The organism is Pseudofrankia saprophytica, from assembly GCF_000235425.2.
GTDB lineage: Bacteria > Actinomycetota > Actinomycetes > Frankiales > Frankiaceae > Pseudofrankia > Pseudofrankia saprophytica.
Genome location: NZ_KI912266.1, coordinates 6976607 through 6993075 on the forward strand (window position 1 = coordinate 6976607; position 16469 = coordinate 6993075).

A 16469-nucleotide genomic window follows, 5' to 3' on the forward strand; every position below is an offset into this window, starting at 1 on the left:
ACCCGGCCCCACTTCGACCCCCCTCCCCGGCCCCAGCCCCAGCCCGGATGAGAGATCGCGGACACCACCGCGGCCGACGACCAGGAAACGGCGCGGGAAACGGCGCGGACACATAACGCGCAACCGGTGGCCGACCGCGAGCCCACCAACGACTCCCATAAGTCGACGTCGAAACAATCAGTGCACAACATGTCAATTGCCAAGTCAATTGCTCTTCAGCAGCCCACCCGGCGGCGGCGCATTATTTGGACGGTAGGAAAATCGCGGACATATAACGTGAGGCAGGAACGGGGGGCACACGTGAACGGGCCGCGCAACAGTGACGTAGGTGTCGGGTTCGCGCGGGTCGGTACAGATCAGACAAACGATCGACCATCACGGGACGGTGCGGCAATGACGACGTCGGCGGCGGGGGCTGCGGCGGACTGGGACGACGCCACACCGCGGAGCACACCACGCACCGGGTCACGCGCACGGCCAGCGGCCAGGACCACGCTGGAGACCACGGCCCGGTCGCTGGCGCCGGTGGTGACCGGGAAAGGCACGGCCGGGGGACGTACGGTCGCCGCACCCGGCGCGGTGCCCTTCCGTCCGTTGGAGCCGGCGGACCTGGAGAGCTCGATCTCCGCGCGGTTCCGCGCGGTCGCCCGCATGCTGCCGGACACACCGGCCCTCGTCTCCCCCGGCCAGTCGCTCACCTTCGCCGAGGCCGACGCCCGCGCCGACCAGCTCGCCGCGCTGCTGCTCGCCGAGCTGGGTACCGGCGACGAGCCGGTCGCCACGCTGCTCCCGCACAGCGCGGCCGGCCTGGTCGGTCTGCTCGCCGCGCTGCGCACCGGCCGCCCGGCGGTTCTGCTCGACACGATGCTCCCGACGGCGCGGATCGGGCAGATCCTGCGCCAGTCCGGCGCCGTCGGCTGCCTGGTCGACGCCTCCACCCGCCCGGTCGTCGACGAGCCCGGCACCACCGTCCGCGTCGTCGACGTCGCGGACGCCGAGCGCCACCCCGACGCGGCCACCACCGCCGGCATGCTCGGCCCCGACGGCGCGCCGTTCCCCGGCGACCTGGGCGGGGCCGACGCCGTCGCCTGCATCGTGTTCACCTCCGGCTCCACCGGCGAGCCGAAGGGCGTCGTCTGGACGAACGGCACCTTCGTCAACGACTGCTACGCGGGCATGCTCGCGCTCGGCTTCGCCCCCGGCGACCGGTCCGCGCTGGTGTTGCCGTACTCGTTCGCCGCGGGCCTGACGGTCGTCGGGTTCGCGCTGCTGAACGGTGTCGGCGTCTACGCCTACGACCCGCGGTCGCTGGGCATCCGCGACCTGCCCGAGTGGGTCACCACGAACCGGCTCACCACCCTGCACACCACCCCGTCGCTGCTGCGCTCGTTCGTCGGCGCGCTCGTGCCCGGAGACGTCCTTCCCGACCTGCGGCTCGCGACGACCTGCGGCGAGGCGGTGTACGGCGGCGACATCGCGGCGCTGCGCCCGCACCTGCCGCCGACCGCCACGTACACCAACTGGTCGGGCTCGTCCGAGGTGGCCTCGCTCGCGTTCTTCCAGATCGCCCCGGGCGACCAGATCCCCGACGGCACGATCCCCACCGGCTGGCCGGCCGCCGGCAAGGACGTGACGATCGAGCGCGAGGACGGCACGCCGCTGCCGACGGGCCAGACCGGCAACGTCGTCGTGACCTCGCACTACCTGTCCGCCGGCTACTGGAAGGCGCCGGAACTGACGGCCGGCAAGTTCACCGAGCTGCCCGACGGCCGGCTGCGCTGCCCCACCGGCGATCTCGGCCGGTTCGAGCCCGACGGCCGGCTCGTCCTGCTCGGCCGGGGCGACGCCGCGGTGAAGGTTCGCGGCTACCTGGTGGAGCCGAGCGAGATCGAGTCGGCGCTGCTGTCCCTCCCGGACATCAGCGAGGCGGTGGTCGTCGCGGTGCGCAACCCGCCGGAGCCGAACCGGCTGGTCGCCTACGTCGTCCCCCGTTCGGGCAACGCGACCCTGGCGGCGGCGACGATCCGCCGGCTGCTGCGCGCGAAGCTGCCGAGCTACATGGTCCCGGCGACGATCATGACGCTGCCCGCGCTGCCGCGCACCGAGCGCGGCAAGGTCGACCGGGCCGCGCTGCCGGCACCGCTCGCGGCGCCGGCCCGCTCCGGCGTGCCGCGTACCCAGTGGGAGGTGCTGCTCGCCGACCTGTGGACCCGGGTCCTCGAGCTCGAGGAGGTCGGCGTCGACGACGACTTCCTCGAGCTCGGCGGCGACTCGCTGGCGGCGGAGGAGCTGCGGGCGCTGGTCCGCGAGGAGCTGGGCGTCCACCTGCCAGCCACGGCGGTGATCGACGCGCCGACGCTCGCCGAGTTCGCCCGGAAGGTGTCGGTCGCGGACCGGTCGGGGCCCGCGCACCCGACGATCGTGCCGCTGCGTGCCCACGGCTCGCGCCCGCCGCTGTTCTGCGTCGCGGGCGCGGCGGGCCTCGCGCTGGGGTTCGTCTCGCTGTCGCGCCGGCTCGGGGAGGACCAGCCGGTCTTCGGCTTCCAGGCGCGCGGGCTGGAGCAGCGCGGCCTGCCGGACTGGACGGTCGAACGCGCGGCCCGCCGCCACCTGCAGCTGCTGCGGGTGATCCAGCCGTACGGGCCGTACTTCCTCGCCGGGCACTCGATGGGCGGCCTGATCGCCCTGGAGATGGCCCACCAGCTCGATGCGGCGGGCGAGGAGGTCGCGCTGCTGGTGCTGGTCGACACCTACCTGCCAGCCTCGCTGCGGTTGGCCTGGGGCAGCGAGGAACGACCCGCCGACCCGACCGCGGCCCCCGTCGGCGGCCGGGACGGCACCGGTGGCGTGGGCCTCGGGGTCGCCCGGGAGTACCAGCGCCGGACACGGGTGCGCCCGAGGCTGCGTTCGCTGGGCCGGGTGCTGCTGCCGGAGCAGCGGCGCAACCTGCTCAACAAGGAGACCCTGCGCCGCATCGCCCAGCTGCCGCTCACCGGCCTGCTCGTGCTACCGGGGCTCGACGAGTTCGAGGCGTTCTTCAACTACTCCCGGATGCTGGAGCGGTTCTACCGGCCCCGGCCGTGGCCGGGGCGGACGGTCGTCTACCGGGCGATGGGCAATCCCGACGAGCCGCAGGCCTGGTCGCGCTACCTGACCGGCGACCACACCTACCACGACGTCTCGACGGAGCACTTCTCGGTGCTGCGGGAGCCGCACATCCGCCAGATCGCCGAGGGCATCCGCGCCGGGATGGACGAGGTCCTCGCCGCCCGCGCCGCCGCGCCCGACGGCCGCGCCGCCCGTTGACCTTCGACCGCCTCCGGCGGGGTCAGCGGCCCTGGTAGCGGGGCGGGCGGCGCTCGACGAAGGCGGTGACGGCCTCGTTCAGGTCGTGGGACGGCAGGAAGGCGGCGTTCCAGGCCGCGACGTAGCGCAGCCCCGCGGCCACCGCCGGGCCGCGGGCGACGTCCAGGATCTCCTTGACGCCCTGCACGACGAGCGGCGGGTTGGCGGCGGCCTCGTCGGCGAAGGCGTGCGCGGCGGCGAGCGCCGCCGCCTGGTCGGCCACGACGTCGTTGACGAGGCCGATCCTCTCGGCGCGCGCGGCGTCGATGTCCTTGCCGGTGAGCGCGAGCTCGCGCAGGTGGCCGTCACCGATGATCGCCGGGAGCCGCTGCAGGCTGCCGAGGTCGGCGACGATCGCCACCTTCACCTCCCGGACGCTGAACCGGGCGTCGGCGCTCGCGTAGCGGACGTCGCAGGCGGCGGCGAGGTCCACGCCACCGCCGATGCACCAGCCGCTGATGGCCGCGGCGACCGGCTTGCGGCACCCCGCCACCGCGTCCAGAGCCCGCTGCAGGGAGCGGACCTTCGTGAGCATCGCCGTGCGAGCCCCGGCGAGGCCGCCATCGTCCGCGCCCCCAGCGGTGAGCCCACCGAGCATCGCGGTCAGGTCCAGGCCGTAGCAGAAGTGCGCGCCGGAGCCGGCGATCACGATGGCGCGCACCGAGTCGTCGCCGTCCAGCGCCGCGAAGACCTCGGGGAGCTCGCGGAAGAAGTCCGGGCCCATCGCGTTGCCCTTGCCCGGCCCGAGCATCGTCACCTGGACGACCCGGCCGCCGTCGCCGCGGCGCTCGACCCGCAGCGCCTTCAGACCCGGCGCGTACCCGTAGTCGGCCAGCTGGGCCGCCGGGTCCGCCTGGCCGCCGGCCTCGCCGTGGTCCGTCGTCGTCATCGCGGCGCCTCCGCTGGCCGGGGGTGTCTGTGCCCCGGGAGTGTCCTGGCAGTCCCCGGCCCGCCGCCTACCGTCGCACATCCGGCGCCTGACGCGCACGGGCCCGGGCGCGCAGCGCGCGCCCGGGCCCTCGTCGAGGCGGAGTGTCCCGCCCTACCTCACTTCTTGTCCTCCTCGTAGGTGACGGTGACGTTGGTGTAGCCCAGGGCGCCGAGCAGGCCCTTCAGCATCGCCGTCGTGTTCTGCTTGCCCAGCGCGATCACCTGGCCGTCACTGGCCGCGGCGGCCTGCATCTGCTCGGTCGCCCGGACGTAGAGGTCCTGGTCGGTGCTCTGGCCGCCGAACAGGCCCCCGATCCGGTCGAGCGCGCCGCGCTGGCGGGCGACGACGTAGCTCTTCTTGGGATCGAGGGTCGCCTTGCCGATCGTCGGCGCGGGCAGCCTGATCGTCACGGACTTGGTCGCCTCGTCGACCGTGACCCGCTTGCTGTCGAGGCCGGCGAAGTTGACCACCGAGTCGACGGTGCCGACGCCGACGAAGAGCACCCGCTCGCCCTTGAGCGAGGACGGGATCCACTTCGTGTCGTCCTCGACGTCGACGACCACCTCCATGTGGGCGCTCGCCGCGTGGTAGTCACTGAGGTTCTCCAGCGAGCGCAGCACCGGCGGCGAACTGCGGTCGACCTTCTTCTCGCTGAAGGGGTTGTGAAGCAACGACGGCCAGCCGGCGACGAAGCTGACCACGCTGGCGAGGACCACCAGCGCGACCAGCAACGTCACGATCTTGAGTAGGCCGCCGAGGGAAGGCGGCCATGCGCTCCGGCCACCGCGGCGGGACGCGGCGGCTCCGTCGGGGGTGGTGGGAGGCAGGGTGTCGGTCGATTGCGAGGTCGACCGACCGGACTCGTCGCTCATGGCTAGGGATCTACCCAAAAACACTGCCATCACGCAGGTTCGTCGCCCACAGGACAAATAACGAGGCCAGAGGGCTAGGCCCGAGCGCGGCGGGCTCCCGGCACGCTCGGGCTCAGCGAGAGCGCGATGGCGGTGCGGTCGTCGCTGGGGCGACCGGGAGCGTGGTCGCGCACGGCGGCGAACACGTCGTCGAGCAGCCGGTCGGGTGAGCGTCCGGAGACGCGGACCAGCTCGCCGACGAGCCGGTGGCGGCCGAACAGCCGGCCGCCGTCGTCGCGCGCCTCGACGAGGCCGTCGGTGTAGACGAACAGCACGTCGCCGTGGCCCAGGCGAAGCCGGCCGGTGCGCCAGGCTCCCGGCTCGGCGACCAGGCTGGACATCAGCGGCCCGGTGGATGCCAGCGGCTCCACCAGGCCCAGCCCGGCCAGCCGGTCCAGGCCCTCCGGATCGTCGAGATCATCGAGGCGGTCGAGCCCGACGAGGTCGTTGACGTCACCGAGGCCGTCCCCGTCACCAAGCTCGTCGAGGTCGTCAAGGTCCTCGAGCTCGTCGAAGTCGCCGCGGCCGCCGGGCTCGCCGCGCCCGCCGCCGTAGCCGGGGCGATAGCCGGCGGCGGCGCGGGCACGCGTCCGGGCGCCCGCGCCGGCCGCGGCGGGCCTGGCCGCGCGCAGCACGAGCGCGTCCGGGTGGCCGGCATTGGCGTAGATGATCTCGCCGTCCCACGGGTCGACGACCGCGATCAGCACGGTCGCGAACGTCTCGTCGGTGTCGCCGAGCGCCTCGACCACCCACTGCACCGCCGTCGCGGGCTCGGAGCCACGCGACAGCGACGCCGTGAGCAACTGCTTGAGCCGCAGCGCGAAGACGCCGGAGGCCGCGCCGTGCCCGGCGACGTCGCCGACGACGATCGCGACCCGGCCATCGGGCATCTCGATGGCGTCGAACCAGTCGCCCGCGAGCGCGCCCTCCGCCGGGTCGACCCGGCCGAGCAGCTCCAGCCCCGCCGTGTCGCGCAGCGACGACGGGGTCAGCGCGTCCCGCAGCGCCAGCACCGCCGGGCCCTCCTGGGCGAGCGCCTCCCAGGAACGCTCGTTCTGGCGGACCAGGCTCACCAGCTGGGCGCGCATCGTCTCGACGTTGCCGGCGAGGTCGACGATCTCGCGCGGGCCGACGGCGGGGATCGTGGTGTCGTGGCGACCGGCGGCGACGGCGTTCACCGCCCGGCGCAGCTCGTTGATCGGGACGATGAGCCAGCGCCGGGACAGGACGAGCATCAGCAGCGACATCGCCAGCAGCACGGCGACGATGGTGCCGACAGAGGTCAGCAGCAGGTCCGCCGAGTTCTTCACCCGGCCGGTCGCCGCGGACTGCTCGTCCGCGATCGCCTTCGTGAGGCCCTCGGTGGCCGAGCGCAGGTCGCGGAAACGCAGCAGGCTCTCGTCGCTGATCTCGAGGAGCTGCGCGGCCAGGGCGTTGCCGCCGGCCGCCTCGTCGAGCTCCGAGCGGACGACGCCGGTCCGCCAGGTCTGGTAGGTGCGGCTCAGCGCGTCGACCCGGGTGAGCAGGTCGGGGAAGTCGGTGACCAGGTCACGCAGACTCGCGGTCAGGACGGGGATGTTCCGCTCGGCGTCGCGAAAGGGGTCGAGCAGCTTGTCGTTCGCGCCGTCTGAGATGAGGTAGCCGCGCAGCGCGCTGCGCTGGTCGACGAACGCGGTGTAGAGCTGGGCGGTGACGGTCGCGGCCGGGTCGAGCCGGTTCGCGCGCTCCGCCGCGGCGTCGTTCGCCCGGACCGACGAGTAGACGGCGAGGACCATCGTCGCGACGATGGCGACGACGGCGAGCCCGACCAGCACGCGGACGCCGTGGCGCACCCCCGCCGATCCGCCCACGATCACTCCCTGGCATCCACGGCGCCGGCGTCATGCCGGCGCTCCTCTGACCCGACCCCGCCTGACCCAACCCCGCCCCCGCGCACGGAACCGGAGTGCCTCCCTCCGGACTACACATTGTGGGCCATTGTCGCCCAGCGGCTTGGAAGCGGACACGGCCGGTCGGCACTGGTGACGCGCGGTCACCACGTGGTATGCGCCCGTCTCGACGTGCGGCGGTGGCCGCCGAGCTGCCACGTGGCCTTGGGCCGAAGCCCGAGCCGACACCGGAGCCGGGGTGCGCATCCGGTAGGGCCAACACCAGAGCGGGTAGGCCTGCGCTAGGACGCACGCACCGTTATCCGATGGATACCTAGCGCGCACAGTCGAGATCGGCCTCGCGGGAGGAACAACCGGATGACGTCGGGCGAGCGGGGACGGGCGAGCCGGCGTCGGCGCGGCGACGCCGGCCCCGCGCAGGTCAGGGAGCCGAGCTCGTCGGTGTTCCCGAACCTGCCCAACCTGCGGCTGCCGCACCCGCTGCTCGGGCACACCCATCTGCCCCACCCGCATCTCCCCCACCCGCACCTGCCGCACCGCGACCCCCACCGCGACCCGTACGCCAGCCTCGGCCGGCGCCCGGACGCGGCCATCTGGACCCGCGGGCTCACCAAGCTGCACGACGGCCGCCGTTCCGTGGACCACCTGGACCTCGACGTCCCGGTCGGCGCGCTGTCCGGGTTCGTCGGGCCCAACGGCGCGGGCAAGTCGACGACGCTGCGGATGCTGCTCGGGCTGATCCGCCCGACCGAGGGGGTCGGCTACGTGCTCGGGGAACCGGTGAGCCATCCCGAGCGCTACCTCAGCCACGTCGGCGCGATGATCGAGGGACCGACCTTCCACCCGGGGCTGTCGGGCCGGGAGAACCTGCGGCAGCTGGCGGTGCTGCGCGGCGTCGACAACCGCCGGATCTACGAGGTACTGCGAATGGTCCGGCTCACGGGCCGCGCCGGCGACCCGTTCGCCAGCTACTCGCTCGGCATGAAGCAGCGGCTCGGCATCGCCGCCGCGCTGCTGCCGATGCCGGAGCTGCTGATCCTCGACGAACCGACGAACGGGCTGGACCCGGCAGGCATCCTGGAGATCCGCGCGCTGCTGCGCGAGCTCGTCGACGACGGGATGACCGTGTTCGTCTCCAGTCACCTGCTCGCCGAGATCGAGCAGATCTGCGACCACGTGGTGATGATCCGCGGCGGGCGGCTGCTGTTCCAGGGCCGCACCAGCGAGCTGCTGGCTGCCGGGGAAGCGCGGATCCTGCTGGCCCCCGAGCGCGGCGCCGACGCGCGCCGGCTGCTCACCGTGCTCGCAGAGGACGGTGTTCGGGCGGAGATCCGCCTCGACGGGCCGCCGACGGTCGCGCCGCGCTCATGCGACCAGCGTGTCGTCGTCGTCGCGCACGCGCCGGAGCGGATGGCCGCCGACCTGAACCGGGCCGCGATGCGGGCTGGCATCGCGCTGCGCGGCCTGCGCGCCCACCGGCCGAGCCTGGAGGAGACCTTCCTGCGTGCCACCGGCGGGTCCGACGGGTCCGACGGCGACGGCGACGACGGCGACGCCCTGTCCGGCGACACGATGCCCGGCGCCCAGCCGGTCAGGGGCCACGGCGTCGCGGCGCCGACGGCCGAGACCGGCGCGGACGACGCCGCCGCGTCGGCGGTCTACCCGGCCGAGCCCGGCCATCCGGCCGACACCGGCCGTACACGCTCATCCCCGGTCCTTCGGGCCGGGTCGAGCCGGCACCGGGGAGGTCGATAGATGGTCAGGGCATTCCTCGCCGAATGGTTCCCGCTGCGACGTCGGCGGTTCGTCGTCGGCACGTTCAGCGCGACGGCGGCCGTCGCAGCCCTCGGCGCCGTGCTGACCTTCATGGCCACCGGCGGGCGCGATTTCTACGGCGACTACCTGCACACCGCCGCCCTGTCCCGGCCCAGCGGCATTGTCGAGGGCCTGAGCTCGATCAGCATCCTGCTCGGCGTCGTCGGGCTGTGCGTGGTCGCCGCGGCGCTCGCGGGCGACTACAGCCGCGGCACCCTGCGCAACCAGCTCACGGCCCAGCCACACCGGTTACAGCTGCTCGCGGGCAAGTGCCTGGCGCTCGCGTCGTTCATCGCGCTGGTGGTGCTCGCGGCGGCGGCCGTCAGCGTCGCGCTGTCGTTCGTCCTCGCGCCGATCAAGGGAGTGTCGACGGACGCGTGGACGTCGGCGGCGGGGGTGCGCGAGCTCGGCAAGGGGATCGCGAACAACCTGCTCAACGCCTGGGGGTACGGGGTACTCGGTGCGTTGATGGCGATCGTGTTCAGGTCTCCAGCCGCGGCGATCTCGGTCGGCCTCGCGTACGTGCTGCCAGTGGAGATCATCATCACCGGCATCTGGGGGACCGCCGGCCACTGGCTGCCCGGCCAGCTCCTGCAGGACATCGCCAACGGCGGCCACGGCTACTCGACCACGTACGCCGACGCCGGCCTGCGCATCCTGCTCTACGGCCTCGTGGCCGCGCTCGTCACCGCCCTCCTCTTCCGCTACCGCGACATGACCTCCTGACCGCGCGGCCCAGCCGGCTGGCCGCGGCGCGCGCTGGCGCAGGATCAGCGTCCCGGCGACGGCGGCGGTGAACGCCTGGCACCCGAGACCGGCGAGCGCCGTACGCATGACCAGGCCGTCGGCCAGGGCGAGGACCACGGCGGTCAGCGGCGCGCAGCCCGCGAGCACCCAGACAATCTGCCGGGAGCGCGCGCCCAGCAGGAACGACGCGAACAGCAGCGTGACGGACAGGCAGGTCATCGCGAGCGCGAGCACCCACAGCCCGTCCGCGGCCGCCGTCAGCCTCGGTCCGAACACCAGCGCGAGGAGCTGGTGGCCCGCGACCGCGCCGACCGCCGCGAGCAGCAGCCCCGGCGTGACGACGACGCCCAGCGCCATCGCCAGCGCCTGGCCCGCGGGCCGGCCGTCCCGGCGCCGCAGCGCCGCCTCCGCGAGCAGGTAGTTCGCCACCGCCAGTCCCATGAACACCGGCACCTTGCAGGCGGTGGAGATCGCCGCGTAGCCGGCCACCGCGTCCGGGTTGCGCCAGCCGACGATGACCACGTCCATGTTCTGCAGCAACGCGAGGGGCACCAGCGTGGCCAGCGCCGTCGAGGTGTCGACGGCCAGGCCGTCCCGGGTCCGCCGGTGGACGCCTTGGCCGCGGGCGCGCGCGGCCGACGGCACCGCCCGGGTGGTCTCGCCGCCCGCCAGCCCGCCGGACGCCGGCAGCCAGGCCGGTCGAGAGGTGCCCGCCACCGCCCGACGGGCGAGCACGGCCCCGACGGCGACGCCGAGCACGAGCCCGAGCCCGACCCCGTCCACGCCGAGCCCCGCGCAGGCCAGGACGATGATGCAGGTGACCCGCAGGAAGGTCTCGAGGAACAGGTTGGCCGCCAGTGCCGGGTAGTCGCGCCGGGCCTGGAGCAGCCCGCGCTCGACGCACAGGCTTACCCACACCGCGGCGGCGAGCGCCGCCTCGGCGATCGCGACCGGGTGCGGGTAGGACAACAGCGTCGCCACCGGCCCGCACAGCGCGAACGCGACCAGCGCGGTGGCCAGGGTGGCGAGCAGGACCAGACCGCGCAGGCGCCGGGCCCAGCCCCGCCGCGCGTCGGTCTCCTCGTCCCGCGCGGCGAGGTCGCGGTGCACGACCGCGATCAGGACGGCGGTGCCGACGACCGACAGGACCATGAAGATGTTCGTCTGCTCGACGACGGCGCCGTAACCGTCCGCGTCCAGGACCCTGGCCAGCACGAGGTTCATGACGAGGTTGAGGAGGTTCACCCCGGCCGCGGCCGCCGCCAGCGCCATCGGACCGCGCAGCAGTTCGACGACGAGCTCCCGTCGGACCACCGCGTTCAGGGCCATCGGTGGCACCGCGCCGCGGCTCGGCCCGGCGTCATCGACGCCCGGCCGAGCTGGCTGGTCGCATCCGTGGCGAGCGCGGCAGCGCGGACCTCGCGCCGGCCCGCAGCCAGCTCTGCGGCGGCGCGGATGCCGGTGGCGGCGGCGGAGCCGGTGACGCCGACATGTCCGGCGACGTCGGTGCCGGCACCGGCGAGGCCGGGCCGGGCGGCCCGGGCGGCGCCGCCGGTGCCCGGCCAATGCGCCGAGGCCTCGCCGGATGCGACGACGGGGTGGGCGAGCAGGGAAGAACGGACCTCGCCCCAGCCAGCAGCCACGCCGGTGACGTCGACGGAGCCGGTGGTGTCGAGCCGGGTGGGGCCAGGCCGCAGGGTCTCTGCTCCGCCGCGGCCGCCGACGGGGCCGCGGCTGGCCGGGCGATCGCGCCGAGGGCGGCCGGGTCCGGTCCGCCGCGGGCGCCCAACCCGAGGCCGCACCACCCGCCGTCGTCAGCCGCCGGGCCGGCGGGCCTGAACCTGGCGACCCGCGCCCGCTGGCTGGCCCGGGTGATGTGGCGGCGAGCCTTGAGCAGATCGACGAGCATCGCCGGGGTGTGCCGCGCGGCGCTGAACGTCCCTTCCGGCTTCTCGATCCAGCGAACCGGGACCTCCGCTATCCGGTAGTCCAGCGACCGCGCGATGGCGAGCACCTCGACGTCGAAGGCGAAGCCGGTGACCTGGGACTGGCCGAAGAGGATCTTCGCCTCTGCCCGCCGGAACGCCTTGAAGCCGCACTGGGTGTCGGCCAGGCCGAGCGGAACGAGCCGCCGGGAGATCCCGTGGAACGCCCAGCTGCCGAGCCGGCGGGTGACGGCACGGTCGGCGCCGCGGCCCAGCCGACGCGACCCGAGCGCCACCTCGGCCTCCTCCAGCGCCGCCAGCAGCGCGGGCAGGTCGGAGATGTCGGAGGCCAGATCGGCGTCCATGAACACGATCGCCTCACCCGTCGCGGCGGCCACGCCGGCCCGCACCGCGGCGCCCTTCCCGTTGTTGCTCGGCAGGCTGATCACCCGGCCTTTCGCCAGGTCTCGCAGTAGTTCTGTGGCTATCCCGGCGGTGTCGTCGACGCTGCCGTCGTCAACGACGATCACCTCGGCGTCGTGGAGCGCGAGGCCGTGCAGGGCATCCGAAAGAACGGGGAGGGAGGACGGAAGCCGGTGAGCCTCGTTGAATGCCGGGATAACAACACTTAAAGGGATTTTGCCCATCAGAAACCCCCGCCGTGTCAACAGGTGAACAACAGGGCATGTGGGGCCGTCGCGCGCGCCGCATCCGGCCATCGGACAAGCAGACAGTTACTACAGGACATGTCAAGCGTGCCAGCACTGTAGCCACTTGCGTACGCATGCGCACGTTTTGTCGGCCGATGACATTCCGTCACCCTTGCCAGGCTTCCGCCCGGGCGACGTGACTGGTCGCGTCCAGCCGCGACCACCGCCGGCACGGCTCAGGGCACGGCGGAACTCGAACAGCCACTGCCGGTCACGCGGGCTTCATCGATCGCCGTCCGGCTGTGTCAGCTCACCGTCACACTCGGCGAGGGCTGTCCTGACCCGTCAGATGATGCCCGGTCTGTGCCGCTGGTGCATCAAATGGTTTGTTCGCCCCGGTCAGGCCCGGTACGTCCGACGCGATCGTGGCATCGGGTGGCATCGGGGTCGCCGTGCCCGTGGCATCCGTCACGCCGTGGCCCCCGCCACGCCCGCGGCATCCGTGCGTTCCGTGGCGCCCGCGAGTCCCATCATGCCCGTCGCCTGCCGGGCCCCAGGGCCGGCGTCCGCGGCGGGCCGTCCGCTCCCCCGTCCTCCGCGACGGAGCCGCCGTCGGGGGCGATCGCGGCCACGGTCGATCCGTCGGGCCCGGCCTCCTCGGCCTCCTCGCCTTCCTCGGGCTCGGCGAGGCCGTCTCGGGCCGAGGGAGACGCCTTGGCGGGCCGGGGCGCGGCGGCCGCCGTGGCGGCCAGCGCGGTCGCGGGGCCGCGAGGGGGGGCCGCCACCACGGTGTCGGGGCGCGGCGAGGGCACGGCGCCGTCCACCGTCCGGCCGGCGGCGAGGTGGTGGCTGTGCAGCCGGTACACGAGCGCACCGGCGACGGTCGCGGTGAACGCCTGGCAGGCGAGACCCGCGACGGCCGTCCGCATCACCGCGCCACCCGCGAGCGTGAGCACGACCGCGGTCAGCGGGGTGCAGGCGGTGAGCGCCCAGACGATCTTCCGGTAGCCCGCGCCGAGCAGGTAGGTGGCGAACATCAGGGTCACCGCGAGGCACGTCATCGCGAGCGCCAGCACCCACAGCGCCGACGACGCCACCGCCAGCTCCGGACCGAACACCAGGGAGAGGACCTCGTGGCCCGCGACCGCGCCGACGGCGGCGAGGAACAGCCCCGGGGTCACCACGAACACCAGCGCCATCGCGAGCGCCCGCCCGGCGGGCAGGCCTTCCTTACGCCGGCGGGCGGCCTCCGGCAGCAGGAAGTTGGCCACCGCCAGGCCGATGAACACCGGCACCTTGCAGGCCGTGGAGATCGCCGCGTAGCCGCCGATGCCGCTCGGGTTGCGCCAGCCGACGATGACGACGTCCATGTTCTGCAGCAGCGCGAGCGGCACCAGCGTGGCCAGCGCGACCGACGACTCGGCGATCAGGCTGTCCCGGGTACGCCGAGGCGACGCCGCGACCGGCACGATCGGGATCGGCCCCGTCGCCGTGGGCGTGAGGCCCTCGGTCCGTTCACTCAGCCGGGCGCCTGAGGACCGCCGGATGAGCGACGGCGTGCGCGCGACCGCGTGGCGGGCGTGCTCGCCGCCGGCCAGGCAGCCCAGGGCGAGAGCGAGACCCGCGCCGTTCACGCCGAGGCCGGCGGAGACCAGGGCGACGACGCAGGCGATCCGGAAACCCGACTCGAAGACCAGGTTGCGCGCCAGCGCCGGATAGTTGCCCCTGGCCTGCAGCAGGCCGCGCTCGACACAGAGCGCCACCCAGATCGCGGCGGCGATGGCGGCCTCGGCGATCGCGAGCGGGTGGGGGTAGGAGAGCATCACCGCGACCGGCTTGCACAGCGCCAGCGAGACGACCGACGCGACCAGGATCGCGGCCCAGGTGACGTTGCGCAACTGGCGGATCCAGGCGCGCCGTTCGCGGCGCGTGTCACCGATGTGCGCCGACTCGCGGTGCACGGTCGCCGTCAGCACAGCGGTGCCGACAACCGACAAAATCATGAAAATGTTGGTCTGGACGCCGAAGGAACCGTATCCATCCGGGCCAAGCGCCCGGGCCAGCACCAGGTTCATGATCAGGTTGAAACCGTTGATCAGGACGCCGGCGACGGCGAGGGCCGCCGGGCCGCGCAACAGCTCGGCGACGAGATCCCGCCGAACCGCGAGCGCCATTGCCCTCTCCCACTACGCCGGGTCACGGTCTCCGGGCGGCCATGTCGGCCCAAGACCCGCGCAATCGTATGACTGAGCCGTGGGCACCTTCCCCCCGGGCGTGGTCATGGCCCCGCGCGCCGTCGCGCTGGACGGCGGCGCCCTTCGCGCCAGTTGGGTCCCCTTGGGCTAGGTTGTCGGGCGCGGTCCGCGTGGCCGTGGGTCCTGGTGACGGACCGGCGTGACGGACCCCGGCCGGCGAGGAAACGACCGGCTGGTGCAGAAGGAGAGGACCACCAGTGCGCACCCCCGGCGCCGCGCCCGGCCAGCAGCCGCCCGCCGATGCCGCGCGGCGCGCCGTCGGCCGGCTGGCCGGCCGGCACGTGGTCTTCCTGAACTGGCGTGACCTGGAGCATCCCCAGGCGGGCGGCGCGGAGCTGTTCTGCCAGTCGGTGGCCGCGCGGTTCGCGGCCGCGGGGGTGGAGGTCACGCTGCTGACGGCCCGGCCGCCGGGGCTGCCCGCCCGCGCCGACGCGGACGGGGTGGTTATCCGTCGCGGCGGCGGCGCGTTCGGCGTCTACCCCTCCGTCCTGGGACGGCTGGCCCGGCTCGCCAGGTCGGCGCGCGGTGTCGACGCCGTGGTCGACTGCCAGAACGGGATCCCGTTCTTCAGCCCACTGGTGCTGCCCGCGGCGACCCCGGTGGTGCAGGTGCTCCACCACGTGCACCAGAAGCAGTTCCCGCTGTTCTTCCCCGGCCCGGTCGCCCGCGTCGGCCAGCTGCTGGAGGCACCGGGGAGCCGCTGGGTCTACCGGCGCCGCCCGGTCGCGGCCGTGTCCCCGTCGACGCGGGACGAGGCGCGTTCCGTGCTGGGCCTGCCCGGGCCGCGCTTCCTCGTCCCCAACGGGGTGACCCCGGCGGTCGCCCCCACCGACGCCGGCCCGTCGCCGAGCCCGTCGATCGTCTGCGTGGGCCGGCTGGTCCCGCACAAGCGGTTGCACCTGCTGCTCGAGGCGGTCCCCACCCTGGCCGCGCGCCATCCCGGCCTGGTGGTGCACCTGGTCGGCGACGGCCCCGACCGGGAGCGGCTGACCGCACGCGCCGCCGAGCTCGGTCTCGACCAGGGCGGGCCGGACAGCGCCGCCGTGCTGCGCTGGCACGGCCACACCGACGCGACGACCCGCGACGCCCTGCTGGCCAGCGCCTGGCTGACGGTCAACCCGTCGCACGGCGAGGGCTGGGGGCTGTCCGTGCTGGAGGCGAACGCGCTCGGCGTCCCGGCGCTCGCCTTCCGGGTACCGGGTCTGCGCGACGCGGTCCGCGACGGCGAGACCGGCTGGCTGGTCGATGCACCCACCCGGCTCACCGAGGCCGTCGACCTGGCGCTCACCGAGCTGCGCGACCCGGCGCGCGCGGCCGCGCTGCGCGCCGGCGCGCGCCAGTGGGCGGCCGGATTCCGCTGGGAGGCGACCGCCGCGCTCCTCGCGTCGGTCCTCGACTCCGAGCTCGCCCGCGCCGGCCGGCGCGACCGCCGGCGGGCCGACGACGCCGTCACTGTCGCCCAGTTCCCCCTGGGGCGCGACGACCCGCCACCGCGACTGCGCCGGACGGATCTCGTCTACCGGACGATCTTCGCGGACGGCGCCGGCCAGCACGCCGCGTCACCCTCGGACGGCGCGGTGGCCCTGCTCTACGGCGCGTCGCCGGCCCAGGCGCGCGCCGCTCTCGTCCGGGCCGGTGTTCCGGGCAACGCCGTGCGGCTGCGCCCCGCCATCGGCACCGACCTGCTCGTCGCCGCCGGCCGGGCCTGGACCCGCGACGCCGACGGGGACGACGCCGTCTCCCCCCGCGTCGTCCCGCTGTCCGCCGAGAGGCTCGCGCACGACCAGGAACCCGCCTCGCCGCCTGGACCCGCCCGGCGGGCCGTCGGCTAGGGCACGGCCTCAGCCGGTGCCGTCGGTGTCACGCCAGCCCGCCCCGGTCGGCCGGCGCCGCTGGCTGGTAGGCCGGCGGCGCTAGCTGCCGCGGATGCCGCCGGCTTCCTGGGGCATGGCTGATGGCTGCGGCTGCGGCGGCGGCCCCGGCGGCGGGCCACCGGCAGCC

9 protein-coding genes are annotated in these 16469 nt (G+C 74.3%); 4 read left to right on the top strand and 5 right to left on the bottom strand.

What is annotated here, in order from left to right:
- Positions 1–393: 393 nt before the first annotated feature.
- Positions 394–3306 (top strand): alpha/beta fold hydrolase, encoded by a 2913-nt coding sequence (locus tag FRCN3DRAFT_RS0229405; protein ID WP_007515099.1) that lies wholly within the window; start codon positions 394–396, stop codon positions 3304–3306.
- 22 nt (positions 3307–3328) lie between these two features.
- Here the strand turns inward: FRCN3DRAFT_RS0229405 and FRCN3DRAFT_RS0229410 are convergent, their stop codons facing one another.
- From FRCN3DRAFT_RS0229410 to FRCN3DRAFT_RS57245, 3 genes are all read right to left on the bottom strand, one after another.
- On the bottom strand, positions 3329–4234 hold the full coding sequence (locus FRCN3DRAFT_RS0229410) for a crotonase/enoyl-CoA hydratase family protein (protein WP_007515098.1): 906 nt from the start codon (positions 4232–4234) through the stop codon (positions 3329–3331).
- Between the two features lie 158 nt (positions 4235–4392).
- Positions 4393–5013 (bottom strand): DUF4230 domain-containing protein, encoded by a 621-nt coding sequence (locus FRCN3DRAFT_RS0229415; RefSeq protein ID WP_232794190.1) that lies wholly within the window; start codon positions 5011–5013, stop codon positions 4393–4395.
- Between the two features lie 209 nt (positions 5014–5222).
- The gene (locus tag FRCN3DRAFT_RS57245; protein WP_051467273.1) at positions 5223–7037 is read right to left on the bottom strand and encodes a PP2C family protein-serine/threonine phosphatase; all 1815 of its coding nucleotides are present in this window, start codon (positions 7035–7037) and stop codon (positions 5223–5225) included.
- Positions 7038–7433: 396 nt separating this feature from the next.
- Between FRCN3DRAFT_RS57245 and FRCN3DRAFT_RS0229425 the strand changes: the two genes are divergently transcribed.
- Together FRCN3DRAFT_RS0229425 and FRCN3DRAFT_RS52025 are read left to right on the top strand one after the other, a co-directional pair.
- Positions 7434–8831, top strand: coding sequence for an ABC transporter ATP-binding protein (locus FRCN3DRAFT_RS0229425; protein WP_007520065.1), 1398 nt, complete (start codon positions 7434–7436; stop codon positions 8829–8831).
- Positions 8832–9617: an ABC transporter permease gene (locus FRCN3DRAFT_RS52025; RefSeq protein WP_083401645.1), complete on the top strand. Its 786-nt coding sequence runs from the start codon at positions 8832–8834 to the stop codon at positions 9615–9617.
- A 1381-nt stretch (positions 9618–10998) separates the two neighbouring features.
- On the opposite strand, the gene FRCN3DRAFT_RS55460 is transcribed toward FRCN3DRAFT_RS52025, so the two are convergent.
- Complete coding sequence (locus FRCN3DRAFT_RS55460) at positions 10999–12210, bottom strand: glycosyltransferase (protein ID WP_007520062.1); 1212 nt, start codon at positions 12208–12210, stop codon at positions 10999–11001.
- 533 nt (positions 12211–12743) lie between these two features.
- Positions 12744–14387: a lipopolysaccharide biosynthesis protein gene (locus FRCN3DRAFT_RS0229440; protein ID WP_007520059.1), complete on the bottom strand. Its 1644-nt coding sequence runs from the start codon at positions 14385–14387 to the stop codon at positions 12744–12746.
- A 278-nt stretch (positions 14388–14665) separates the two neighbouring features.
- Between FRCN3DRAFT_RS0229440 and FRCN3DRAFT_RS0229445 the strand changes: the two genes are divergently transcribed.
- On the top strand, positions 14666–16300 hold the full coding sequence (locus FRCN3DRAFT_RS0229445) for a glycosyltransferase family 4 protein (RefSeq protein WP_007520057.1): 1635 nt from the start codon (positions 14666–14668) through the stop codon (positions 16298–16300).
- The last annotated feature ends 169 nt before the right edge of the window (positions 16301–16469 follow it).

What these genes read in the sequence shown, in the direction of transcription:
- FRCN3DRAFT_RS0229405 (WP_007515099.1), top strand. Translation starts at nt 394, where the DNA reads ATGACGACGTCGGCGGCGGGGGCTGCGGCGGACTGGGACGACGCCACA.
- FRCN3DRAFT_RS0229410 (WP_007515098.1), bottom strand. Translation starts at nt 4,234, where the DNA reads ATGACGACGACGGACCACGGCGAGGCCGGCGGCCAGGCGGACCCGGCG.
- FRCN3DRAFT_RS0229425 (WP_007520065.1), top strand. Translation starts at nt 7,434, where the DNA reads ATGACGTCGGGCGAGCGGGGACGGGCGAGCCGGCGTCGGCGCGGCGAC.
- FRCN3DRAFT_RS52025 (WP_083401645.1), top strand. Translation starts at nt 8,832, where the DNA reads ATGGTCAGGGCATTCCTCGCCGAATGGTTCCCGCTGCGACGTCGGCGG.
- FRCN3DRAFT_RS55460 (WP_007520062.1), bottom strand. Translation starts at nt 12,210, where the DNA reads ATGGGCAAAATCCCTTTAAGTGTTGTTATCCCGGCATTCAACGAGGCT.
- FRCN3DRAFT_RS0229440 (WP_007520059.1), bottom strand. Translation starts at nt 14,387, where the DNA reads ATGGCGCTCGCGGTTCGGCGGGATCTCGTCGCCGAGCTGTTGCGCGGC.